The sequence below is a fragment of the Asaia platycodi JCM 25414 genome (assembly GCF_000614545.1).
Lineage (GTDB): Bacteria > Pseudomonadota > Alphaproteobacteria > Acetobacterales > Acetobacteraceae > Asaia > Asaia platycodi.
Map to the genome: position 1 here is coordinate 181,495 of NZ_BAKW01000004.1, position 22,048 is coordinate 203,542.

Genomic DNA, 22,048 nt, shown 5'->3' on the forward strand with positions numbered 1-22,048 from the left:
GAAAAAACGGAAAATTCTCCTGATTATTTCATTATTTAAAACACAATCCTGATCGTTGATGTATTTTAACGATTGAACGGAACTTTTATCGATAAAACCCAAAAAATGACGTAACTGTAAATTATGAGAGCGGTACTTTAACGACATAACCCTCCTAGCGCCCCAGGGCTGTCAACATGAGGGTGAAACATTATGGCCATTGTCACGATCGTTGGGAGCTCAGGCACTGCAATCCACGTTACTGTCACTGGTGGCAAGGCGCAGGATCTGGCGGAAGTCTATGCCCAGCAGATGTCAGATGCCTATGCGCGCGACAATCTTACGACGGTGCTTCTCTCGCCAGGCGTGCCATCCGAACACGATGCCAATGGTCAGATCTATGGTGGTTTTGTCACGACAGGCGGCAGCTACTCACCTACTGGCACCTATGATTTCCTCGGTGCGGGCGCCCTGAACGCCACACCTGGCATAAACACGACTTTGAGTGACCGCGTTACGATTGACGGATCGGGCGTCACGTCGACAGGCATTCTCTCCGTTCTGGGCGGAAGCACCGCCGGGCTGACCTACGAGGCGGGCGCCAGCAATGGCAGCTTTCTGGCAACAAGCGGCGACAATTTTTTCAATGGTGGCACCCAGAGCGCAAGCTGGACCATTCTCACAGCTGAAGGGAACGATACCGTTCTTGCCACGAATGGCACCAACACGATCAACGCTGGTGCGGGAAACAATGTCATCACGCTGCAGAAGGGCATTAATACCGTAATTTCGGAAGGGCAGGATACGATCACGGGTGTTGAGGGTGGCAGCAACACGATCACACTAGTTGCCGGCAAGTCGGTTGTGTCGCTTGGCAGCGGATCACTGGTGAATGACAATGCAACGATCGGTAGCCTGATAACCGTTGGCGACAACAGCACGGTGCAGGCAGGCCAAGGTTCGACTGTCATCTTCTCGGGCGCCAACGGCACGTTATCGGGCGCTCAGAACGACACGGTCTCCGCGCTGGGAAATCTGTCCGTGCTCTATGGCAGCAACCAGACGATCAGCGTCTCGGGCTCGCTGCAATTCATTGCAGGCACAGGCAATACCCATATTTCAGCCGCTCAGAGCACGCTCTGGGGGGCAAACGACCTCTCGGCGACAGTTACTGCTGGGAACTCCGCTCTATGGACCGGTAATCAGCTGGGTTCGAGCAGTAACGAGCTGATCGATGCGTCGTCGTCGCAAGGTACGTTCGACGCCTGGACCGGTGCTGGCAACCAGACCGTTATCGGCGGGCAGGCCACCAACCATTTTGTTTTCGGCACCGAATATAACGGAAACTCGGATGCCAGCTACGCGACAGTTACAGGCGGCAGCGGAGCAGCCAACACATTCGGTGTTCTCGCTGGCCACACAGCGGGTGATATCACGATCACAGATTTCGCCGCAGCCAGCGGAAACAAGTTCTTCATGTACAATTATAAGCCCGAAGATGCCGGGGCAGCCGTCAAGAGCCTGCTTGCAACCGCAACGGTTCAGGGCGGCAACACGGCGATCATGCTGGATAACAACATGAAAGTTACTTTCCTGGGCGTGACCGATCTGAACTCGTCCAATATCGTCATCAGCTAAAACCGTATCCGACCTGCACCATTGTGACAGGTCGAAGCGGGCTGCTCAGCGATTGACGAGCGCCATATTGCCTTCATTGTAGCGCGGGCCCGCAACATGTTCGGCGGTCAGCGCCTTATCGAGTTCGGCCACGTCATCGTCGCTCAGATGAACATCTAGCGCACCGAGATTCTCATCCAGATATCGCGTTCTCTTTGTGCCCGGTATCGGTACGATATCCGGTCCCTTGGCTAGCAGCCAGGCCAGAGCGATCTGCGCTGGCGTAGCTGGTGGCGCGCTGCCATGTCTCCGACGCAGGCAGCGGCTTCATGTTGGCATCGTAGCACGCCCCCATGAAACGCGGGTCCGTACGGCGAAAATCGGCCGCAGGATAGGATTCCGCGGGCTGCGCCGTCCCTGTCAGAAAGCCGCGGCCCAAAGGACTGAACGGCACAAAGCCGATTCCGAGCTCGCGAAGCACGGGCAGAATATCGGATTCTACATTACGTTCCCAAAGAATATTCGCTCTGGAGTGCCGTGACGGGATGCTCGGCATGAGCCTCTCGTATGGCGGTGACACCGGCCTCGGACAGGCCAAAATGCAAAACCTTGCCCTCTTCGATCAGGCGCCCGACCGTGCCTGCCACTTCAGCCATCGGCACGGCGGGATCGACACGATGCTGATAGAGTAGATCGATCCTGTCGGTTTGCAGACGCTGCAACGATGCCTCGACAACCTCTCGAATATGGGCGGGACGACTATCCACCCCATTCGCCTTGCCGTTTTCGATCCTGAAGCCGAATTTGGTTGCGATCTTGATGCGGCTGCGTCGTGAAGCGAGGGCGTGGCCCAGCAATATCTCATTGGCAAAAGGACCATAGACTTCGGCCGTATCGAACAAGGTGATGCCGCGTTCTATGGCACGGTCGAGCGTCGCAAGGCTCTCATGCTCGTCTGCGGCGCCATAGGACTGGCTCATGCCCATGCAGCCCAGCCCAAGTGCCGAAACCCTGAACCCCGACGATCCGAGAACCCGATAGTCCATCCGCTGCACGCTCCCTGCCTGTTTGATCTTGTAAAAGAGAAAGCCTGTCCGGGTCCTTGGTTGCGTTCAGGCGTGAGTATCGCTGCCAGGTCGGCGCAAGAGTCGCGTGAGATATCCCATCATCATGGTCTCGTCCGCAGAGAGCGCATGGGCGCCTGCCTCGCCTTCAAGCAGAGTCTCTGCCTTGCGTGCGAAAGCTTCGCGCAGACTACCATCGAGATAGCCGGTCAGGATCTGCGGGTGAATGTAGCATTTACGGCAGACCGAGGGCGTATTGCCGAGCTGCGCTGCCACCTGCTCGATCGTCCGCAACACGTTCTTCTTGGCCCGCGCTTGGTGTCGCTCTGCGCCAGGCTCGATAATGTGAGGGCAGCAAGATGGGTGGCGGCCCAGGTTCGAAAATCCTTCGCGGTGATATCTTCGCCGGTGATTTCCTGCAGATAGGCATTCACGTCATGGGAGTGGATGTCATGTCGCTCCCCTTCGTCATCGAGATACTGAAAAAGCTTCTGCCCCGGCAGATCCTGCAATCGTGCGAGCACGCGAACGAGACGCGGATCCTTGACCTCAAGATGCGCTTCGATTCCGTGCTTGCCTTTAAAGTCGAGTGCGATCTGGCCGCCCTTCAGCTTCACATGGCGATGCCTCAACGTCGTCAACCCGAAGCTGCGGTTCTCTCTGGCATAACTTTCATTACCGATGCGCGCCATGGTGCGCTCCATCAGCCGAACCACCGCTGCCAGTACACGCCTGCGGTCGAGCTGGGGATGGCGCAGATCCTGATCCACCCGATGACGGATTTCGGGCAGTTTTTCGCCAAAGACGAGCATACGCGCGAATTTGTCTTCATCACGCACGAGGCGCCAGCGCGGATGGTAGCGATATTGCAGTCGACCGCGCTTGTCCTTGCCAACTGCCTGAAGATGCCCTCGTGGATTGGCGCAGATCCAAACATCGCCATAGGCCGGTGGGATGGCGAGGGATTTGATACGCTTGAGCACCGCTTCATCCGTAATGCGCTCGCCCTGCGTATCGCGATAGAAAAAGCCCCGTCCTGCACGATGGCGCGTAACACCGGGTCTGCTGCGATCTACATAAACGAGCCGCGCCGCCTTCGCATGATCGCGGGCTTCCTGCTCGGCATTACGGGTCGTGTCTTCACTCATGAGGCGCTCTCCCAGTTGGGAGGGGGAGAGCGCGGGAGAGAGCCGTTGGTTGCACCCCCTTCCCCGGCAAGATTCAGTTGCCGGGCAGCCGGATCAGATAATCGAAAGCTGAAAGCGCACTTTTGGCCCCCTCGCTACAGCGATCACGATCTGCTTGTACGGTGTCGTCGTCGCATCGCCCGCAGCAAACACACCCGGCACAGAGGTGGCGCCATGATCATCCACCCTGATCTCACCGAAATCGTTCAATGCCAGCGTGTTGCGCAGCCATTCCGTGTTGGGCAACAGGCCGATCTGAACGAAAACACCTTCGAGGTCGATATGATGATCCTTGCCGTCTCCACCGCGATAGGTCAGGCCGTTCACCTTGGTGCCATCGCCTTCAATCGTCGACGTCAGGGCCTCGGTCAGCACGGTGACGTTGGGCAGCTCAGCAGCTTGTCCTGAAGCACCTTGTCCGCCTTCAGCTTCGAGCTGCGCTGAAGCAACGTGACATGGCCAACAATACCGGCCAGATCTATCGCCGCCTCGACACCGCTATTGCCACCACCGGCAACCGCGACGCGCTTGCCTTATAGAACGGGCCGTCGCAATGCGGGCAATAGGCTACACCCTTTGTGCGATATTGCTCCTCACCCGGCACGCCGAGCTGGCGCCAATGGGCACCCGTCGCAAGAATGACGGTGCGGCTATGCAGGATCGCCCCGCTTTCGAGCGCAACACCATGCAGCCCACCGGGCTTGGGGGTAGGGAATAATTCCTTGGCGCGCTGGCCGGAAATGATCTCGACGTCGTAAGAGCGCACATGCGCCTCGAGCTGGGCTGAGAGCTTCGGCCCTTCAGTCTCCTTGATGGAGATGAAATTCTCGATTCCCGCCGTGTCCATGACCTGTCCGCCGAAACGGTCAGCAACCAAAGCCGTGCGCAGTCCCTTACGCGCTGCATAGATCGCAGCAGAAGCACCCGCTGGACCACTACCGATAATCAACACGTCAAAAGCAGGCATGTCTTTCAGACGCTCGGCAGCACGACGCGGCGCATCGTCATCAAGCTTGGCCAGAATCTGTTCGACATCCATCCGGCCCGAGCCGAAGACCACGCCATTCAGATAAACCTGCGGCACGGTCATGATGTTCTTGGAGGCGACTTCTTCCTGAAAAAGCGCGCCATCGATGGTCGTCACCTGAATCGCCGGGTTGATAACGCTCATGGCGTTCAACGCCTGCACCACGTCAGGACAGTTCTGGCAGGAAAGCGAGACGAAAATCTCGAAGCGGAAATCCCCCGACAGACCCTGGATCTGCGTGGCGATCTCTGGCGATATCTTGGGCGGATGCCCGCCAGCCTGCAGCAAAGCCAGGACGAAGGACGTAAACTCGTGCCCCATGGGAATGGCGGCGAAGCTCACCCCCTGACGCAGATCGGCCCGGCGGATAACGAACGAAGGCCGACGCTCGCTGACGCCTTCGTCCGAGAAGGACAGTTTTTCGGAAAGGGCAGCCACTTCCTCCAAGAGGTCGCGCATTTCGCGCGCCTTGTCACTGCTGTCGAGAGAGGCTTCGAGCACGACCGGATGAGCCAGATTGGCCAGATAGGTCGTGAGCTGTGACTTGATGGCGTCCTGCAACATCAGGTTTATCCTGCTCTTTTCCGAAAAACTGCGCGGCTGAAACACGCTGATGGGTGTGACCCGGCGCTCTGCGCCGGGTCATGGCGACCTCAGATCTTGCCGATCAGGTCGAGCGACGGAGAAAGCGTGGCTTCGCCTTCTTTCCACTTCGCGGGGCAGACTTCGCCCGGATGCGAGGCAACATACTGCGCAGCACGGATCTTCTCGATCAGCTCTGCGGCCGAACGGCCAACGCCACCGGAGGTCACTTCGATGTACTGGATCTTGCCTTCCGGATCGATGAGGAAGGTGCCGCGGTCGGCCATGCCTGCTTCTTCGATCATGACGTCGAAGTTACGGCTGATGGTGCCCGTCGGGTCAGCCAGCATGACATACTTGATCTTGCCGATAGCCGGCGACGTGTCGTGCCATGCTTTGTGCGTGAAATGCTTGTCGGTCGAAACCGAATAGATCTCGACGCCAAGCTTCTTGAAGGTTTCGTAGTTCTCGGCGAGGTCTTCAAGCTCAGTCGGGCAGACGAAGGTAAAGTCCGCCGGATAAAAGAAGAAAACGGACCACTTTCCCTTGACGTCGGCGTCTGACACCTTGACGAACTTGCTTCGTGGTAAGCGTCGGTTTCGAAAGGCTTCACTGACGAATTGATGCGTGGCATGTCATATGCTCCTGGGTTGCACAGTTCTATTTGCTGACGGGGAGACTGTCCCACGGATACGAACGCTTCTGAAATCGTTTCTGTCAATGGCAGTTATCGGTAAAACCTTTTTCCTCTGACATAAGGATTGGTCCTATCTATGGGTATGACCTATATTCCTCTTTCAGGCCTCTCCCTGCGCGATATCGAGTATGTCGTGGCGGTTGACGATCTGCGCAATTTCTCACGCGCTGCCGAACGCTGCGGCGTCAGCCAGGCAGGGTTGTCGGAGCAGGTACGCAAGCTCGAATTGCTGCTTGACGTTACCCTGTTCGAACGGTCGCGCCGTCACGTAGCCCCTACGCCAGACGGCATCCGGCTGATCGCCATGGGTCGGGAGGTGCTCGCCTCGGCCCGCGCCATGATCGAGGCCGCGCGTGCGCGCACCGGCCCGCTCGAAGGCCTGCTGCGCATGGGAGTGATCGCCACTCTGGGCCCCTATTATGTGCCTAGCCTGCTGCCCCTGCTGCGTCGCGCCTATCCGGAACTGCGGTTGCAACTGACGGAGAGCCTGACCCAGAACATGCTGGCAAAGCTGCGCCAGAACGAACTCGATCTTGTTTTCGCCGCCCTGCCCATCTCGGGAGAAAGTTTCGAGACGGCGCCTCTCTTCGAAGAGCCGTTCATGGCCGTCTTTCCGCGCAACCACACTCTCGCCACGCAGACACGCCTGACAATGGAAGATCTGGCGAGCGACCATGATGAAAACGGGTTGCTCTTACTGGAAGACGGGCATTGTCTGCGCGATCAGGCACTGGCCGTCTGCGGCATGATGCCCATGCGCGATCAGCAGCGTCTGGCGACGAGTCTCGAAATGCTCTGGCACATGATCGGCGCTGGGGAAGGCTATTCGCTCATCCCGCAGCTCGCCCTAAGAAACCGCGCCGAGTGGGAGGATCTGGTCGTCATGCGGCCCATGACACCAGCCAGTCGCCAGATCGGACTCGTGTGGCGCAGCTCCGACCCGCGCGGTCCGGCCTTTCGTGATTTCGCGACCTTCCTTGCCAGCAAGATTCCGGATGGTTGCCTTCCCGTGACTGCCGCGTAAACGCATGACAGGAGCGGAAACGCTCCTGTCATTAACGCCCGGCTGCGTCAGAACAGCCAGCTCCAGAACCTTTATCCTTGAGATCGTTCTCGCAGCTCGAATATTGCGCTGCATAGACATTGGCGCGCGCGCCAACCTTGCGCGCTACCGTCATCAGCCAGCCCTTGCTGGCATAGGAACGTTTGCGATAACCGCCCCAGCCTCGTGATAGGCAAGATACTGCCTCATGCCATCGGTCACGGGTACCTTGGCCTGCTTTTTGGTGTTGGTGACATACCAGTTGATGAAATCGAGCGAATCGGCAAAATTTTCACGACTGGCGCTGGTATCGCTGGCCTTTTCGTAATCCTGCCAGATATCCGTCTTGGCCTGTGGGTAGCCATAAGCCGTGGTTATGTAACCCCAGGGTATGAACCAGAGAATATAGGTCCGCTTCGTGTGCAGGTTACTGTGAAAGCCCGATTCCTGATACATGATGGCCATGGGTACAGAGAAAGGGACATTCCATTTCTTCTCTTCGCGCAGGGCCGCATGATACCAGCTGCGTTTCTCGTGGAACACCGAGCATATATCGTCGGGATGAGCAGGCGGTGCCGGGGTACAGGCACTGAGAAGCAGCGCTGTCAGAGATGAAGACGTGACGATCTTTCCGACTGACACCTGAATTTTCGCCCCTCTCCCCCCCAAAGCCGATCCTGTCCGATCGGCTCCGATAGGGGGCGGCGGCGATACGGTGCGTCAGCCTTCGAGCATTACGTCCCCACCCCACTGGTCGCGGGGCACAAGCGTCAGATCGGCTGCACAGGTGCCGACCATATAGCGATCGGCGTCCCAGGACCAGATTTCGGGCGCGTTCAGTGGCTCGTCGCCCCCATAGGTCGGCAGCGAGAACGATAACCCTACCGAGCCTGTCTTGATTGCCTCATAGAGCTGTCCAATGTCGGATACATCATGTGCCGCAAGCCCTTTATTGCGATGAACCGGTTATTGATTTCCGGCTTGCAGGCAGAACCTTCCACTCCTCGGCGAGTTTCCCCCAGGCGTCCGGAGACTCGTCTCACTTTTTCGACAGAACCGGCGGAGGGCATTTCACCGTGACAAACACCTCGCAAACAGCGCATTCCGACGAACAGGAGAGGCAACGCCGCCTGAACCTGTTGCTCGACAGACTGCCTGACCGGCTGAAACGACTCACCCGCTGGCTGCTTGCCCCGTCTCGTGTCTGGGTCAGAATCCCTGCTGGAATCCTCTTCATGATCGGGGGATGTCTGGCGTTTCTGCCGATACTCGGCGTGTGGATGCTGCCGCTCGGCTTTTTTCTACTGGCGGAAGACGTTCCCTTCTTCCGCCGCCTGAGCGGACGCCTGTTGCTCTGGATCGAGCAGCGTCATCCTAAATGGATGGGCCTGGAAGACTGAGCGCCGGGCCGAAGCGCCGTGTCACTGCGAGGCAGAGTCGGGCTGCTGCGTCTTGCGGACACAGGCATCCTGTGTCTGCACCTTATCGGTGCATTGCGGCAAAGGCGGAGAACTTGGAACAGGCCAGAAAAGACGAATGCCAAGCGAAATCAGCACCAGCACGAGAGCTACCAGCGCCCAAGGCATGATCGAAGGCAGTTTCTTCGGGGGCTCCGGGTCGGGAACCCCCTCCTGCATCATCCGATGAAGATCGGTCACCCCGCTCAGCCCTTTTTCAGAACGGCCTGCATTTCTTCCCATTCGCGCTTGCTCAGCCCTGAATCGGGCTGGGTAACCGCCTCACCGGCGATCTGACGACGCAGCACGTCGATCATCCCGGCCGAGAAGGTGAAGGCGCCCAGACGGTATTCCTCGAAAGCAGCCGCCGTGATCGGCACCCAGGCACGCAGCACGTCGAGCATTGCCTCGGCATAGACGCGAATTTCATACTGCGCATGGCTGTCGGCGCGCAGGCTCAGGAAGTGCAGCAGGTTATGGAGATCGATCTTCCAGTACCACTGCGTGTAGGTGTTGAGCGTCAGATTCATACGGGCGAGTTCGCGCGCCAGACCCAGGCCTTCCGGGTCGAGCATGGTCTCGTAATTCTCGTAGCAGCGGGAGGCATCCTGGCGCAGCAGGTCGAGCACTTCAGCCGCCTTTTCCGGCGACAGGGCTTCTGCTCTTCCCTGGCGGTTCGAAACGCTCTGGGCCGAAACCTGACCAGGCTCCGGCAGATAGAATTCACGGTCGAGAATCGAGTAGCGGGCCGAATATTCGTTCACGCTCGCCATGCGATGGCGAATCCACTGACGCGCCACGAAGACAGGCAGTTTCACATGGAACTTGATCTCGCACATTTCAAACGGCGTCGAATGGCGATGACGCATGAGATAGCGGATCAGCCCGGTATCTTCGGAAACCTTCTTGGTGCCACGACCATAGGAAACGCGGGCGGCCTGAACCACGGCGCCGTCATCGCCCATGTAATCGACGACGCGGACGAATCCGTGGTCGAGCAGCTCGATAGGGGTGAAGAGAAGCGCCTCAAGCGCAGGCACAGTGGGCCGGCTCGTCTGGGAGGGCGCAAGGCGGGAGGCGTCGATCTCGGCGCGTTGTTCTGGTGTCAGCGGCATGAGCCGAGGCTTAACACAAGACGCCGGGCCATGACACCGTTCGATGCTGTCACAACGCAGTTTGCGCGGCTTACCCCCGCGCCTTTGGCACCGCATATAGCCCCTTGCCGCCAGGGGCCGGAGCGCCTATATGCGTCGATGCCGGAGGGCTTGCCCTTGGCTATGGCGATAAACGGTAAGTGGAATAATCGTTACGGACCCGGGGGCAGTGCCCGGCGTCTCCACCATCCTTTCCTTCTGGAAAGTCAGGGGACGAAACAGGCTCGACGTGCGTGGTAAAGACTTATCTTTTGCTCGGTATTGTACCACCGTTATCGGGCTAAATCACAAGTGCCAATGATAACACAAAGGTGCTCGCTGTCGCTGCATAAGCGATAAGCGCGGTTCGGGAGGGCACCGGGCAACAGAAGCCCTCCCACTTTATCCCCATCCCACGCTCGCTGCCCTTGCCATGAGGCATGAAACGTCGCATCCCTGAGCGATCGTTTTTCGAAAAATGGATGGGTTGGAATGAGCGACGATCAGGCGACGGCATGAACCACGAATTGCCAGAAAGCCTGCTGCCCTATGATGAATGGGTGGAAGACGCCTATCGCGAGGTCATGCTACGGGCACTGGATTATGCCAGCACCGAAGGGCTGCCGGGCGAGCATCATTTCTATCTCACTTTTCTGACCGATTATCCGGGCGTGATCATTCCCGATCGTCTGCGTGCGCAATACCCGCATGAAATGACGATCGTGCTCCAGCACCAGTTCTGGGATCTGAAGGTTGACCGCGAGGCGCTGACTGTCTCTGTCGGGCTTTCCTTCGGCGGGATCGGCAGCGTGCTCGTGATTCCGTTCGCGGCGATCACCGCTTTTGCCGATCCGCATATCCGCATGGCGCTTCGCTTCACGGTTGCCCCGAGCGAGATGGCGACCGAGGTGGAAGAACCAGAGGCCGAAACGCCGGAAGACTCTGTCCATCCGGCATCGGGCGAGGAAGGTCAGGTCGTGAGCCTCGACGCCTTCCGCAAACGCCCTCACTGATTGCGTTTCCCACGAGCCGACATGTTTGCGTCGGCTCGTTCAGGATCTCAGGCAGCGCTGACAAGCGAGAAAACGAGCTTGCGGATTTCCGCCTTGACCGCGTCCTGCCCCTCCCCTGTCACTATCTGCGGTGCCAGCTTGAGCACGTGAAGCAGCACCATGCCCCGTGCTGCTGCTGTCTCTCGCGCCTCGGGGCAGGTTTTTTCCAATACAGTGACCACACGCGCCAGAAACTGCTCGCGCCACGCCTGGCCTGACTGTTCGGCATCCGGTCGCGCAGCAAGAAGCAACGTCGTGTAATCGCGCTCCTTACGCTTATCGAGCCAGGCGCCGAGCAGCTGGTCTGCCACCGCGTCGCAATCCCCCGGCCTCGCCTGCACACAGATCTCGTCGAGCCGCGACAGGCGGTCGTGAATGAAGCGCTCGAGCAGGGTGAGAGACAGGCTCTCCTTGGTTGGAAAGAAACGATAGAGCGAACCGATCGCCGTACCGGAGCGTGACGCGATCTCGGTCATGGTCGCCCCGGCGACACCCTTTTCAACGAATAACGCCCCGGCCGCATCGAGAATACGTGCCACGCGCTCACGCCCGCGCTGCCTTTTGGGCGCGATAGCATTTGACTTATGCGAGGATTCCCTCGCATAAGTAGAGGGTGACGTGCTCATAAGCGGAAGGTGCTCCCATGCTTGCTCTTGACCCCAAAACGACTGCCCTCGTTCTGATCGACCTCCAGAAAGGCATTCTGAGTATGCCTGTCACCCCCTATTCCGGCAAAGACGTGCTGGAAAAGAACAAGGTGCTGGCACAGAGCGCCCGCGATGCCGGTGTGCCGGTCGTGCTCGTTCATGTCGGCTTGGCTCCCGATTTTGCCGACGCACCGCCGCAGAATGTCGATGCTCCTCTCTCCTCCGCCGCGCCGCTTCCCGCTGATTGGAGCGAATTCGCCCCTGATCTGCAACAGCAAGGCGATCTGGTCGTTCTCAAGCATCAGTGGGGCGCCTTTACCGGAACGGATCTCGATCTTCAGCTGCGTCGCCGTGGCATCAGGACGGTGGTTCTTGCGGGTATCGCCACGAATTTCGGCGTTGAATCAACTGCGTCATGGCTGGGAACTCGGCTATGATCTTGTGGTTCCCGAAGATGGCTGTACCTCCCTCGACAAGGAACTGCATAAAATGGCGTTCGAGCGTGTCTTTCCGCGTCTGTGCCGCGTGACCCGGACTGACGAGATCAGCTTTTCCGCGTGAAGATTTCGGCGTGATCGTCAAACTGCGCACTCTCGCCGGACTGGGCGCTCTCTCCGCCCTTCTGGCGGGCGGCCTCACTCTGGCAGGGTTCCCCGCTGCCTTTCTGGTCGGCCCGATGATTGCGGCCATTCTTTTCGCGGTTTCGGGAGCCAGTATCCCGTTGGACCGGCGACTGCCCCCGCTGGCACAAGCCGTGATCGGGCAACTCATGGCGCACAGCCTGACGATGAAAGTGCTGCATGAAGTCGTGGCCCAATGGGCCATTTTTCTGGGCGGCGTCTTTTCGGTCATCATTCTCAGTTTCACGCTTGGCTGGGTTCTGGCGCGGCTTCGGGTCATGCCGGGCAACGTGGCGCTCTGGGGCGCCTCACCTGGCGCTGCCACTGCCATGACACTGCTTTGCGAAAGTTACGGGGCCGATCAGCGTCTCGTTGCCTTCATGGTCTATCTGCGTGTCCTGCTGGTCACGCTGGCGACGTCCATCGTGTCGCATCTTGTCGTGTCGGTTCATGGCCCCGTTCCCGCCGCTGCTGCACAGAACCTTCCTTGGTGGCCATGCCTCGTGGTGCTTGCTGCAACAGCCCTGATCGCGCCACTGATACGCCTCGGTGCGGCGCCCCTTCTCCTGAGTCTTGCGGGTGGCTGATCTGCCAGGCCGGATTCGGGCTGCATTACAGGCTTCCCCTCTGGCTTCTGGCGCCGAGCTATGTGGTGATCGGCTGGATGATCGGGCGTCGCTTCACCCGCGACGTGTTGCATCATGTCTGGCGTGCCCTGCCCGCTGTGACGCTCTCGACCTGCGTGCTCATTCTCGGTTGCGCGCTGCTCTCATGGCCTCTGGCCCATATCGCCCATGTCGATCTGCTGAGTGCCTATCTGGCCACCAGCCCTGGTGGAGCCGACTCAATCGCCATCATCGCCGCATCGACTCCGATCAATGTGCCCTTCGTCATGGCGATGCAGATTGCACGCTTCATGGTGCTGATTGTGGTGGCGCCGGGTATCGCGACCTTTCTCACGCGCTTCCTGCCCGGTGACAAGCAGCCAGACGCTAGTCAGGCAGGGCGCAACCCTGATAGTGCTTGATCCGCTTCTGTTTGATGAGCCCTGTCAGCGAAGGTTCGGTCCTCATGCGTTTTACCGTCGATCGCCTCGACCATATCGTTCTCACGGTTCGTGACCGTGCGCTCTCCGCCAACTGGTATCAGCGCGTTCTGGGCATGGAAATCGAGGAATACGGCCGCAATAATCGCGTCTCGCTGAGCTTTGGCGGCCAGAAGATCAATCTTCGCCCTGCCGACTCAGAAGGCTGGACCACCGCCGAGCGCGCTGCGCCGGGTGTGAGCGATCTGTGCTTCACCACAGCCATCGACTCAGAAAACATCCAGCGTCATCTGGAGAAATGCGGTGTGGTCGTTATCGAGGGGCCGGTCATCCGCATCGGCGCTCTAGGGCCGATCACCTCGGTCTATATTCACGATCCTGACCAGAATCTGATCGAGATCGCGTCCTATCAGGGATAGGGCGAGAGCGGAGCCAGGCTCCGCTCTCTCGTCAAACTCACCAGTTCTTGCTGATCAGCCAGAATTCTTCCGAAGTCAGCGTGACAAGACCGCCACCGGGCAACGAGGTCTCGGCGGCGGCGGCGGCGAGGGCTTCGATGCGCTCGACCATGACGGTCTTGCGCACATGGGTTTCGGATTGCTCCTTGACCTGCCCCAGAGCGATCAGGCAGATTTGGCGGCTTTGGCGACGCGGGCGGCGTCGAGCGCGGCGTAAGACATGGCGTATCTCCTGTAAGATTGGCCTGCCCTGTCTAATCCATTCCGCCCGTCACTTCACCCCCCGGAATACGGGAGGCGAGAAGCGTCACTTTGCCTGATCGGCGACGAAATCGAAGGTGACGGTTACAGGCAGCCCAACCCATTGCCCCGACGCCCAAGGCCCCTGCCCGACACCGAACAAGGCACGCGAGAAGGCAGCCTGCCCCTGTGCATGGGCTTTGTTACCCTCAATATGCAGCGTGAAATCAAGTGTGACCGGATGGCTGAGATCACGCAGCGTCAGCGTGCCGATGGCCTGATAATGCTCGCCTGCAACCTGATGCAGGCTGGTCGAGACGAAATGCGCCTTGGGGAAATGCGCGATGTCGAACCAGTCGCTCCCCGGCAGAGCCGTGTCGCGCTGGGTGTCACCTGTCTTCGCGCTGGCGAGATCGATGCTCAACTCGATATGCGCCTTTTCCGGCTGGGCGGGATCAAGCGTGATAAGCGGTTCATAGCGGCTGAAAACGCCCTTGAAGGCCGATCCGGTCTGAGTGCCCGAAAACCCAAGCTGGCTATGGTCTTTCTCGACTTGCCAATCCGCCGCATGCGCGGTGGTATGACAGGCAAATGCGCCGAGCAGAACGCATACAGGTGTGAGAACCTTGAGGGCAGGCATCATTTCAACGGTCCTTGATTCTGTTCTTGCGGAATGAAGGCAGCATTCTCAGCAGCACGGCATCGCGTAGAACGAAATGGTGCCGCAATGCCGCAAGGATGTGCAACGCCAGCACCCCGATCAGGAAATACGCCCCATAGGCGTGCAGCGTGGTGAACACGGCCTCGACCGGAGCTTTATCCTGAAGATGGGACAGAACAGGCAGATCGGGCCAGGGGATAACCCCGAACAGGACGGTCGGTATGGCAAAGACCGAACTCGATACCAGCGCCCAGCCGCTCAGAGGCAGGAAAAACATTTCGCCGTAGAGCAGGGCATGACCGAGCCTTGCGAGACGGATTTCGCGCAACCCCATACTTGCGGGCAAGGCTGGCGGGCGGTGAAGGAGACGCCAGACCAGACGGAGCAGGGCCGCGAGCAGGATGGTGATCCCGATCGATTTATGAAGCTGAAACAGGCGGAACATGGTTCCCGGATCGAGCGATCCATGAACCATGATCAGACCGATAGCCAGCAGGGCCAGTATGCCGAGTGCCATGATCCAGTGCAGGATCATGGCCACGGCGCCGTAACGTTGCGTCGTGATCGACATTTGCGGTGCCTGACTCAGCGCCGGATTACGACTGGCGCTCGAAAGCCCCTGCGATATGCAGGGTCACGCTGTCGCCAACCAGCGGCACGTAGCGGCTGACGCCGAAAGCCGAGCGCATGATAACGGCATTGCCCTCGAAACCGACGGTTTCTTTCTTGTCGAGCGGGTTCACACCGCTGCCGATCAGACGGGCCTTGATCGTGACGGGGTGCGTCACGCCGTGCAGTGTCAGATCGCCGATGATATTGGCGGTTTTCGCCCCCGTCTTGACCACTTTGGTGGACACGAAATGAGCGGTCGGGAATTTATCGGCGTCGAACCAGTCACCGCCCTTGAGTTCGCCATCGAGCTTGGCAACCGTCGTCTGCACCGAGTTGATCGGCAGGGTAACGTCGAGCTTCGCGGCCTCAATATGCGCCGGGTCAAGCGTCAGCGTGCCTGAGGCCTGCGAGAAGAAACCCGAAAAATCGCTGAAGCCCATATGCAGCAGCGAGAAGCTGATCTGCGTGTGATAGGGCTCTACCGCGTAGCTGCCAGACTGAACCGCCTTGGGGTCAGGCGTACCGCCCTGCTGGGCATGAGCCTGCGGCACGGCGGCGGCAGAAAGAGCGGTGATGAGGGCGGCACTCGCGAGAAGGGTCTTGTGCATGAAAAGCGGTCCTGTTTTCAGATTTTCAGATAAGGTTCAGAGCGCGTGATCAGAGCGAAAGCGCTGCGATTTCAGCACGCGCGGCGCTCATCGCGGTCTCGCGGGCATCGCCCCCTCGGCTGAGCCCTTCAGCGCGGATCCAGGTAAGATCCGTCAGACCCACAAACCCGAAAACGGCAGCAAGATAGGGTTCCTGGTGGTCCATCGACGCGGCGGGGTGACCGGGGCTGTACTGCCCGCCACGCGTCGAGACCAGAATAGCCTTCTTGCCTTCGGGCAGCAGCCCGACCGGCCCCTGCTCGCCATAACGGAAGGTCTTCCCTGCCACCATGATACGATCGACCCAGTTCTTGAGCTGGGCAGGCACCGTGAAGTTGTACATGGGCACGCCGATCACGATGACGTCGGCAGCAAGCAGCTCGTCGATATGCGCGTTGCCGCGTGCCAGATCGGCCTGAAGCGTCTCATCTGTCACCTCGGCGCCGAAACGTGCAGCTACATGACCCGAACCGAGTTCAGGAATCGGGTGAGCAGCGAGATCATGATAGGTGATCTCGGCCTCGGGATGGGCTTTTTTCAGATGAGCGATGGTCTCTGCCGAAAGCGCACGGCTCGCCGAATTGTCACCCAGAATGCTCGAATCGAGATGGAGAATCTTCATGAGGGCTTTGCCTTTTCCTATCGGATAAACGGTGCAGCGCACCCGGCGAACCGGGGGCGGCCGCTTTGTCTTCGTAACCGTCCCACATTGTGACCCATCTCGACAGTCAATATATTCCGATGGATAGTATCGCTTTGCACGATAGGTGAAGGCTCAATGCTCGACAGGATCTCACTCGACCAGCTGCGCGTTTTCATAGCGGCTGCCGATGAGGGCAGCTTCTCTGCTGCAGCAAGACGCTTCAGGCGTTCTCAACCCGCCATCAGCGAAATGATCGCGACCCTGGAATCGCAGATCGGCGTCCAGCTTTTCGACCGTATCGGACGCTATCCCCAACTGACCAAGGCAGGCGAGACCCTTCTGGCCGATGCACGCGGCATCGTCATGAATGTCGATCATATGAAAGCCCGCGCCTATGGCATGTCTTCAGGCATTGAGCCCGAACTTTCTGTGGTGGTCGATGTGTTCTTTCCCATGGACCGCATGACGCGTGTGGCGCGCGGGTTTCGCGAGACCTTTCCGCACACGCCACTACGCCTTTTCGTCGAGGCACTGGGCGGTGTGTTTCAGCCCGTCCTGGATGGTCGCGCCCAGATTGCCATTGCCGGACCGCTGCCGGATGTGCCGCCGTCATGCTCGACCGAAGCACTGGGCGAGATCCGGTTCATGATGGTGGCTTCTGCCGAGCACCCGCTGGCCCGCCATGACGGACCGATACCGCGTGACGAACTGGCACGCCACGTGCAGCTCGTGCTGACCGACCGCACCGACCTTTCGGCGGGGCGCGAGCGCGGCGTCCTCTCTCCCTTCACCTGGCGTCTGGCCGATCTCTACGCAAGCATCATTTTCTGCTTGGCGGGCTCGGTTGGGGCGGGATGCCGGTCCACAGCATCGCCGCCGATCTGGAAGCGGGCAGACTGGTTGAACTAACGATCGACGGCTTCTCGCCGGGCGGGGCAAACATGCCCATGAGCGTGGTCTATTCCACGGCAGAGCCGCCGGGCCCTGCCGGGCGCTGGTTGATCGACCACCTCAAGCTCTGCCCGAAACATCAGGCTGCGGGCGAAGGCGAAGAAAGCGAGGCCGAGAACCGCACAGCGGAACCAGCACTCGTCAAGGAAAGCGCCTGTCACCGCCCTCTCATCGTCTGAACCTTGCCACCTGCACGCTTGTTCCTCTTGCGGGTCAGGCGCGTGCGGCGCAGCTTGCACCGGGCCGCCATGATTTGCGCTGGCATTTTCCGACCGATCTGGCCTAAACGAAGCCGCCCATGCAGATATCCGATTTCGACTTCGATCTTCCGCGCGACAATATCGCTCTGGAACCCGCCCGCCCGCGTGACAGTGCCGTCTGTTGCGCGTTGCCTCGGGGCAGGCTCTCGCCGAGCATCGCATCGCCGATCTGCCCTCGCTGCTCGAACCGGGCGATCTCCTGATCGCCAATGACACGGCGGTCATTCGCGCTCAGCTGGCAGCACAGCGCGGCGAGGCAAAAATCGGCATCACGCTCGACCGTATTCTGAGCGATGGCAGCTGGCATGCTTTGGCGAAAAATGCCCGCAAGCTGCGCCCCGGTGACACGCTGCGTTTCGGCGCCGATCCGGTCACGGCAGAAGTGGTCGAGAATGAAGCGATGGCGCCATTTCCATGCGGTTTTCGACAGAAGGCACGGCCTTCGACGATTTTTTGAAGCGTGTCGGCGCGCTGGCCCTGCCCCCTTATATCGACCGTCCCACCGGTCCAACCGCTCAGGATGACAGCGATTACGCGACCATTTTCGAGCGTTATAAAGGCGCGGTCGCAGCCCCGACTGCGGGGCTTCATTTCACCCCAGGGCTTCTGGCCGCGCTCGATGCGCGCGGCGTGACGCGCCATACGCTCACACTGCATGTCGGCGCAGGGACGTTCCTGCCTGTACGTGACGATATCGCCAGTCACAAGATGCATGCGGAATGGGGGCGTATCGACACCCGTACCGCGCAGCTCATCAATGACACGCGGGCCAGTGGCAGAAAAATCATCGCGGTCGGCACAACCAGCTTGCGTCTGCTGGAAAGTGCAGCGGATGAAAACGGTATCGTGCGCCCGTGGGAAGGCGAGACAGCATCTTCATCAAGCCAGGCTATCGTTTTCGCGCTGTCGACAGGCTGATGACCAATTTCCATCTGCCACGCTCGACGCTCTTCATGCTCGTCTGCGCGCTGGCTGGCACAGACACGATGCGTGCGGCCTATGCCCACGCCATTGCCGAGAAATTCCGCTTCTATTCCTACGGAGATGCCTGCTTGCTGGACCGCGCGCCATGACCGAACACGCCACGAAAATGCAGTGGAAGGCGCAGGCCTGCTGCGGTCAGGCACGCGCGGGCCATCTGCATACCGCTCATGGCACGATCCCGACCCCGACCTTCATGCCGGTAGGCACGGTGGGCACGGTCAAGGCCATGACCATGGATGCCGTGCGCTCGACAGGTGCAGGCATCATTCTGGGCAATACCTATCATCTGATGCTCCGCCCCGGCGCCGAGCGCGTACGCAAGATGGGCGGTCTGCACCGCATGATGGACTGGTCCGGCCCGATCCTGACCGATTCCGGCGGCTTTCAGGTCATGTCGCTCGGGGCGCTGCGCAAGCTCGACCAGGATGGCGTGACCTTCAACTCTCATATCGACGGCTCCAAGCACCGTCTGACGCCTGAAAGCAGCACGGATATCCAGCATGCGCTCGATGCCACCATCACCATGTGCTTCGATGAATGCCCGGCTCTGCCCGCCACACCCGAACGTCTGGAATCCTCCATGGAGCTTTCCATGCGCTGGGCGGCGCGCTCACGTGAGGCCTTCGTGCAACGTCCCGGCTATGGGCAGTTCGGCATCGTTCAGGGCGGCACCGAGCGCGATCTGCGCGCGTTCGGCCCAGGCCCTGACCGATATCGGTTTTGAGGCTATGCCATTGGGGGGCTAGCAGTGGGTGAAGGTCAGGAGCTGATGTTCTCGACACTCGACTTCACCACCCCTCTCCTGCCGCAGGACCATGCGCGCTATCTGATGGGCGTCGGCACGCCCGACGACCTGCTGGGCGGCATAGAACGCGGCGTGGACATGTTCGATTGCGTCATGCCTACCCGTGCAGGCCGCACGGCGCGCGCCTATACCGAGCGCGGCACGCTCAATATGCGCAATGCGCGCCATGCCGAAGACAACCGCCCGATCAGCCGGATTGCGATTGCCTCGCCTGTTCGCGCCACAGCCGCGCCTATCTGCATCATCTCTTCCGCGCCAATGAGATCCTCGGGCCGATGCTGCTGACCTGGCATAATCTTGCCTATTATCAGCGTCTCATGCGCCAGATCCGTGCGGCCATTGTCGATGGCACCTTGCCGCAGAGGGCCATCGCCCTGCGCGCGGACTGGGCGGCAGGAGACTGGAGCCAGGACGAGTTCCCGCAGCCTGACTGGCCATCTGTGCCATGACGCCTCACACATCATGACGACAAGCATCGAAGACCGCATTGCCGACCATGCGCGGCATCTCGGCTTCGATGCGATCGGGTTCTGCGATGCTTCCTTGCCTGATGCGGCCCGCGCGCGCCTGCGTCAATTCGTGGAAGACGGGCGACATGGGACGATGAGCTGGATGGAACAGCGTATCGACCAGCGCGGCAACCCAAAGGCACTCTGGCCGGAAGTCCGCAGCGTGATTTCGCTGGGGCTTTCCTACGCGCCTGAAGCCGACCCTGCCGAAACGCTCGACCAGCCCGATACCGGCACGATTTCGGTCTACGCCCGCCATCGTGACTATCATGACGTGCTGAAAGGGATGCTCAAGCATCTGGCTCAGTTCGTGGTGCGTCAGGATGTCGGCGGTGATGGCACGCAGGTAAAGGTTTTCGTCGATACCGCCCCGGTGCTGGAAAAACCCCTGGCGGAACAGGCTCAGCTCGGCTGGCAGGGTAAACACACCAATCTGGTCTCGCGCGATCACGGGTCATGGCTGCTGCTTGGCGAGATCTATACCACCCTCGCCCTCTCCCCTACGCCACCGCGCGCCGGATCCTGCGGTAGCTGCACACGCTGCCTCACGGCCTGCCCGACCGAAGCTTTTCCCGCACCCTATCAGCTCGATGCGCGGCGGTGCATTGCCTACCTCACCATCGAATATGACGGGCCCATTCCTGTCGAATTCCGCCGGGCGATGGGCAATCGCATCTATGGCTGCGATGATTGCCTGAATGCCTGCCCGTGGAACCGCTTTGCCGCAACGTCGCGCCATTTGAAGCTGCAACCCCGCGCCGATCTGATGGCGCCAAAGCTCGACGATCTGGCCCGGCTGGACGATGCCGGTTTTCGCAGGTTCTTCAGCGGCTCGCCCATCAAGCGCATCGGGCGCAACCGCTTTGTGCGTAATGTGCTGATCGCCCTTGGAAATTCCGGAGATCGCACGCATCTCCCGCTGGTTGCGCATCTGGCGCAGGATGAGAGTCCGATCGTCGCTGATGCTGCCTTGTGGGCACAATCCGAATTGCAGGGAGCGGCATCGAATGAGTGATCTCGTCAAACGCAGCTTCACCCTCTCGCGCCATCGCACCAGTATCGCGCTGGAGCCCGAATTCTGGGCCGTGCTGGAAGAAATGAGCGAGAGCCACTCCCTCGCTTCCCTGATCGCGCGTATTGACGCGACCCGCCCGCCTGAACGCCCCCTGGCATCGGCGCTGCGCGTGGCTTGCCTGCTTTCTCTGCAGGGTAGTTGACGACCATCCCGAAACCAGCGTCCCTCAGAATGAGAGACGCGGTGCCACCCTCTTTACCAACACGAGCCACTCAGCCTTTTCTGCGACTGACCATCAACACGCCCAGCCCCGTCACGATGAAGTACGCCAGAACCGTGCTGACAAGCATCATCGTCAAAACGATGATGCTGGCCTGGCTCAGGCCCAGACCGAGAGCGTCATTGAGATAAAAGACGGGCGACAGGATCTTCCACGAGCGTCCCGACCAGGCGAAGTAGTGATGGGTCGCATTGCCAAGAGCGAGATAGATGAGAAGAGCGACTGGCAGGGTGATCAGCGCTTTCATTTGACCTCCAGCGTCCCGTAAAGGCGCATCCCGCTCAGATAGGCGAGGGGTTGCGCGAGGAGAAACTCGCGCAGGCGATAGAAATCATGTGTGTCAGGCAGGGTGATGCATCCCTCGCTGATCCCCCAGAAACCGACCGGATGTAGCCGGAAAGCCCCTCGCCTGATGCCGTCTATCGAGGTCTGATCGTCTATGACGCCATCGTCACGATAGAGCGCGAACCAGTCCCGACGCCTTGTGCCTGCAAAAAGATCGCTGACCTGATCCCTGACACCCCCCAGACGCCCCCCACACTGCCGATCGAGGATATGATAAAGCCCCGCTGGAAGAGGGCCGTTATTTTTATTATTGGCCGCGGCAGGGTGATTGGTGAAGCCGCCCGACCCTGAATAGGCGGGGAAGAAACCGAACCCTGCGCAGGTGAGAACCGAGAAATCCTTCTCGTTCAGGTAAAAGACGCAATGCGCAGGCAATCGACCTGTCTCCGTTATCAAAACCAGACTTGTTCAATACAATGATCTTCTCTCTTTTCATGATTTCCGCTGAAAGACCATCGCGTCACCGCCCTGCACGCGTGTTTGTCAGCC

At 59.7% G+C, this 22,048-nt stretch carries 25 protein-coding genes, 1 other RNA gene and 8 pseudogenes; 15 read left to right on the forward strand and 19 right to left on the reverse strand.

The genetic code is table 11. The features are described from left to right. Positions 1 to 192 precede the first annotated feature (192 nt). Entirely contained in the window at positions 193 to 1,617 is a 1,425-nt protein-coding gene (locus JCM25414_RS05330) for a beta strand repeat-containing protein (RefSeq protein WP_025840963.1), read from the forward strand. Between the two features lie 45 nt (positions 1,618 to 1,662). Here JCM25414_RS05330 and JCM25414_RS25800 read toward each other — a convergent pair whose 3' ends face one another. The 8 genes and pseudogenes from JCM25414_RS25800 to ahpC all read right to left on the reverse strand — a co-directional run bounded on the left by JCM25414_RS25800 (position 1,663) and on the right by ahpC (position 6,090). Continuing rightward, the gene (locus JCM25414_RS25800) at positions 1,663 to 1,869 is read right to left on the reverse strand and encodes an aldo/keto reductase (protein ID WP_369346003.1); all 207 of its coding nucleotides are present in this window, start codon (positions 1,867 to 1,869) and stop codon (positions 1,663 to 1,665) included. After that, positions 1,790 to 2,642 (reverse strand): annotated as a pseudogene (locus tag JCM25414_RS26490) (aldo/keto reductase). The gene JCM25414_RS25800 and the pseudogene JCM25414_RS26490 overlap by 80 nt, the downstream one beginning before the upstream one ends. A gap of 66 nt (positions 2,643 to 2,708) precedes the next feature. After that, positions 2,709 to 2,936, reverse strand: coding sequence for a hypothetical protein (locus JCM25414_RS24580; RefSeq protein WP_242403366.1), 228 nt, complete (start codon positions 2,934 to 2,936; stop codon positions 2,709 to 2,711). After that, positions 2,870 to 3,808: a DNA topoisomerase IB gene (locus JCM25414_RS17415; RefSeq protein ID WP_242403367.1), complete on the reverse strand. Its 939-nt coding sequence runs from the start codon at positions 3,806 to 3,808 to the stop codon at positions 2,870 to 2,872. Before JCM25414_RS17415 ends, JCM25414_RS24580 begins: the two co-directional genes overlap by 67 nt. A 93-nt stretch (positions 3,809 to 3,901) precedes the next feature. Beyond that, positions 3,902 to 4,222: an FAD-dependent oxidoreductase gene (locus JCM25414_RS25810; protein ID WP_277911035.1), complete on the reverse strand. Its 321-nt coding sequence runs from the start codon at positions 4,220 to 4,222 to the stop codon at positions 3,902 to 3,904. Continuing rightward, positions 4,216 to 4,329 (reverse strand): hypothetical protein, encoded by a 114-nt coding sequence (locus JCM25414_RS25815; protein WP_369346004.1) that lies wholly within the window; start codon positions 4,327 to 4,329, stop codon positions 4,216 to 4,218. Before JCM25414_RS25815 ends, JCM25414_RS25810 begins: the two co-directional genes overlap by 7 nt. After that, positions 4,321 to 5,438: pseudogene (locus JCM25414_RS17420) on the reverse strand (FAD-dependent oxidoreductase); the annotation flags it as partial. The pseudogene JCM25414_RS17420 and the gene JCM25414_RS25815, both read right to left, overlap by 9 nt. 89 nt (positions 5,439 to 5,527) lie before the next feature. Then, positions 5,528 to 6,090, reverse strand: a pseudogene (ahpC, locus tag JCM25414_RS17425) (alkyl hydroperoxide reductase subunit C). A 145-nt stretch (positions 6,091 to 6,235) separates the two neighbouring features. Between ahpC and JCM25414_RS05355 the strand changes: the two are divergent. Next, a complete protein-coding gene (locus tag JCM25414_RS05355) occupies positions 6,236 to 7,177 on the forward strand; it encodes a hydrogen peroxide-inducible genes activator (RefSeq protein WP_025840964.1) in 942 nt (313 codons plus the stop codon). Positions 7,178 to 7,208: 31 nt separating this feature from the next. Here the strand turns inward: JCM25414_RS05355 and JCM25414_RS17430 are convergent. Continuing rightward, positions 7,209 to 7,837 (reverse strand): annotated as a pseudogene (locus tag JCM25414_RS17430) (transglycosylase SLT domain-containing protein). A gap of 434 nt (positions 7,838 to 8,271) precedes the next feature. Between JCM25414_RS17430 and JCM25414_RS05365 the strand changes: the two are divergent. After that, a complete protein-coding gene (locus tag JCM25414_RS05365) occupies positions 8,272 to 8,595 on the forward strand; it encodes a hypothetical protein (RefSeq protein WP_025840965.1) in 324 nt (107 codons plus the stop codon). A 21-nt stretch (positions 8,596 to 8,616) separates the two neighbouring features. On the opposite strand, the gene JCM25414_RS05370 is transcribed toward JCM25414_RS05365, so the two are convergent. Both JCM25414_RS05370 and thyX read right to left on the reverse strand, forming a co-directional pair. Further along, on the reverse strand, positions 8,617 to 8,853 hold the full coding sequence (locus JCM25414_RS05370; protein ID WP_025840966.1) for a hypothetical protein: 237 nt from the start codon (positions 8,851 to 8,853) through the stop codon (positions 8,617 to 8,619). A 5-nt stretch (positions 8,854 to 8,858) separates the two neighbouring features. Next, positions 8,859 to 9,767: an FAD-dependent thymidylate synthase gene (thyX, locus tag JCM25414_RS05375; RefSeq protein ID WP_025840967.1), complete on the reverse strand. Its 909-nt coding sequence runs from the start codon at positions 9,765 to 9,767 to the stop codon at positions 8,859 to 8,861. Between the two features lie 100 nt (positions 9,768 to 9,867). Here thyX and ssrA point away from each other — a divergent pair. Both ssrA and JCM25414_RS05380 read left to right on the forward strand, forming a co-directional pair. Continuing rightward, positions 9,868 to 10,187: a transfer-messenger RNA gene (gene ssrA, locus JCM25414_RS22315) on the forward strand. 80 nt (positions 10,188 to 10,267) lie between these two features. Beyond that, a complete protein-coding gene (locus JCM25414_RS05380) occupies positions 10,268 to 10,798 on the forward strand; it encodes an SspB family protein (protein WP_025840968.1) in 531 nt (176 codons plus the stop codon). Positions 10,799 to 10,845: 47 nt separating this feature from the next. On the opposite strand, the gene JCM25414_RS05385 is transcribed toward JCM25414_RS05380, so the two are convergent. Beyond that, positions 10,846 to 11,376 carry a TetR/AcrR family transcriptional regulator gene (locus JCM25414_RS05385; protein ID WP_051535699.1) on the reverse strand — a complete coding sequence of 177 codons (531 nt, stop codon included), beginning with the start codon at positions 11,374 to 11,376 and terminating at the stop codon, positions 10,846 to 10,848. A gap of 104 nt (positions 11,377 to 11,480) precedes the next feature. Here JCM25414_RS05385 and JCM25414_RS17435 point away from each other — a divergent pair. From JCM25414_RS17435 to JCM25414_RS05400, 4 genes and pseudogenes are all read left to right on the forward strand, one after another. Beyond that, positions 11,481 to 12,045 (forward strand): annotated as a pseudogene (locus tag JCM25414_RS17435) (hydrolase). 10 nt (positions 12,046 to 12,055) lie between these two features. Then, positions 12,056 to 12,691: an AbrB family transcriptional regulator gene (locus JCM25414_RS25820; RefSeq protein ID WP_051535700.1), complete on the forward strand. Its 636-nt coding sequence runs from the start codon at positions 12,056 to 12,058 to the stop codon at positions 12,689 to 12,691. Then, a complete protein-coding gene (locus tag JCM25414_RS25825; RefSeq protein ID WP_148300956.1) occupies positions 12,601 to 13,131 on the forward strand; it encodes an AbrB family transcriptional regulator in 531 nt (176 codons plus the stop codon). The genes JCM25414_RS25820 and JCM25414_RS25825 overlap by 91 nt, the downstream gene beginning before the upstream one ends. Before the next feature lie 44 nt (positions 13,132 to 13,175). Continuing rightward, positions 13,176 to 13,568 (forward strand): VOC family protein, encoded by a 393-nt coding sequence (locus tag JCM25414_RS05400; protein WP_025840970.1) that lies wholly within the window; start codon positions 13,176 to 13,178, stop codon positions 13,566 to 13,568. A 37-nt stretch (positions 13,569 to 13,605) separates the two neighbouring features. Here the strand turns inward: JCM25414_RS05400 and JCM25414_RS17445 are convergent. The 5 genes and pseudogenes from JCM25414_RS17445 to JCM25414_RS05425 all read right to left on the reverse strand — a co-directional run bounded on the left by JCM25414_RS17445 (position 13,606) and on the right by JCM25414_RS05425 (position 16,389). Next, positions 13,606 to 13,829 (reverse strand): annotated as a pseudogene (locus JCM25414_RS17445) (hypothetical protein). An 85-nt stretch (positions 13,830 to 13,914) separates the two neighbouring features. Then, positions 13,915 to 14,490: a YceI family protein gene (locus tag JCM25414_RS05410; RefSeq protein WP_025840971.1), complete on the reverse strand. Its 576-nt coding sequence runs from the start codon at positions 14,488 to 14,490 to the stop codon at positions 13,915 to 13,917. Between the two features lies 1 nt (position 14,491). Then, positions 14,492 to 15,079: a cytochrome b gene (locus tag JCM25414_RS05415; RefSeq protein ID WP_035442672.1), complete on the reverse strand. Its 588-nt coding sequence runs from the start codon at positions 15,077 to 15,079 to the stop codon at positions 14,492 to 14,494. 25 nt (positions 15,080 to 15,104) lie between these two features. Beyond that, the gene (locus JCM25414_RS05420; protein ID WP_025840973.1) at positions 15,105 to 15,728 is read right to left on the reverse strand and encodes a YceI family protein; all 624 of its coding nucleotides are present in this window, start codon (positions 15,726 to 15,728) and stop codon (positions 15,105 to 15,107) included. 49 nt (positions 15,729 to 15,777) lie between these two features. Next, a complete protein-coding gene (locus tag JCM25414_RS05425) occupies positions 15,778 to 16,389 on the reverse strand; it encodes an FMN-dependent NADH-azoreductase (protein WP_025840974.1) in 612 nt (203 codons plus the stop codon). A gap of 156 nt (positions 16,390 to 16,545) precedes the next feature. On the opposite strand from JCM25414_RS05425, the gene JCM25414_RS17450 reads away from it, so the two are divergent. The 6 genes and pseudogenes from JCM25414_RS17450 (at position 16,546) to JCM25414_RS05450 (ending at position 21,136) form a co-directional block, all read left to right on the forward strand. Next, positions 16,546 to 17,319: a LysR family transcriptional regulator gene (locus JCM25414_RS17450; protein ID WP_199897594.1), complete on the forward strand. Its 774-nt coding sequence runs from the start codon at positions 16,546 to 16,548 to the stop codon at positions 17,317 to 17,319. Between the two features lie 32 nt (positions 17,320 to 17,351). Further along, complete coding sequence (locus tag JCM25414_RS23645) at positions 17,352 to 17,540, forward strand: hypothetical protein (RefSeq protein WP_199897595.1); 189 nt, start codon at positions 17,352 to 17,354, stop codon at positions 17,538 to 17,540. 119 nt (positions 17,541 to 17,659) lie between these two features. Continuing rightward, positions 17,660 to 18,694, forward strand: a pseudogene (gene queA / locus JCM25414_RS17455) (tRNA preQ1(34) S-adenosylmethionine ribosyltransferase-isomerase QueA). A gap of 17 nt (positions 18,695 to 18,711) precedes the next feature. Further along, positions 18,712 to 19,859: pseudogene (gene tgt / locus JCM25414_RS17460) on the forward strand (tRNA guanosine(34) transglycosylase Tgt). A gap of 13 nt (positions 19,860 to 19,872) precedes the next feature. After that, a complete protein-coding gene (gene queG / locus JCM25414_RS05445) occupies positions 19,873 to 20,934 on the forward strand; it encodes a tRNA epoxyqueuosine(34) reductase QueG (protein ID WP_025840975.1) in 1,062 nt (353 codons plus the stop codon). Next, on the forward strand, positions 20,927 to 21,136 hold the full coding sequence (locus tag JCM25414_RS05450) for a ribbon-helix-helix domain-containing protein (RefSeq protein WP_025840976.1): 210 nt from the start codon (positions 20,927 to 20,929) through the stop codon (positions 21,134 to 21,136). The genes queG and JCM25414_RS05450 overlap by 8 nt, the downstream gene beginning before the upstream one ends. Positions 21,137 to 21,206: 70 nt before the next feature. Here JCM25414_RS05450 and JCM25414_RS05455 read toward each other — a convergent pair whose 3' ends face one another. Next, complete coding sequence (locus JCM25414_RS05455; RefSeq protein ID WP_025840977.1) at positions 21,207 to 21,461, reverse strand: hypothetical protein; 255 nt, start codon at positions 21,459 to 21,461, stop codon at positions 21,207 to 21,209. Continuing rightward, a complete protein-coding gene (locus JCM25414_RS05460; RefSeq protein ID WP_025840978.1) occupies positions 21,458 to 21,934 on the reverse strand; it encodes a DUF2778 domain-containing protein in 477 nt (158 codons plus the stop codon). The genes JCM25414_RS05455 and JCM25414_RS05460 overlap by 4 nt, the downstream gene beginning before the upstream one ends. Between the last annotated feature and the right edge of the window lie 114 nt (positions 21,935 to 22,048).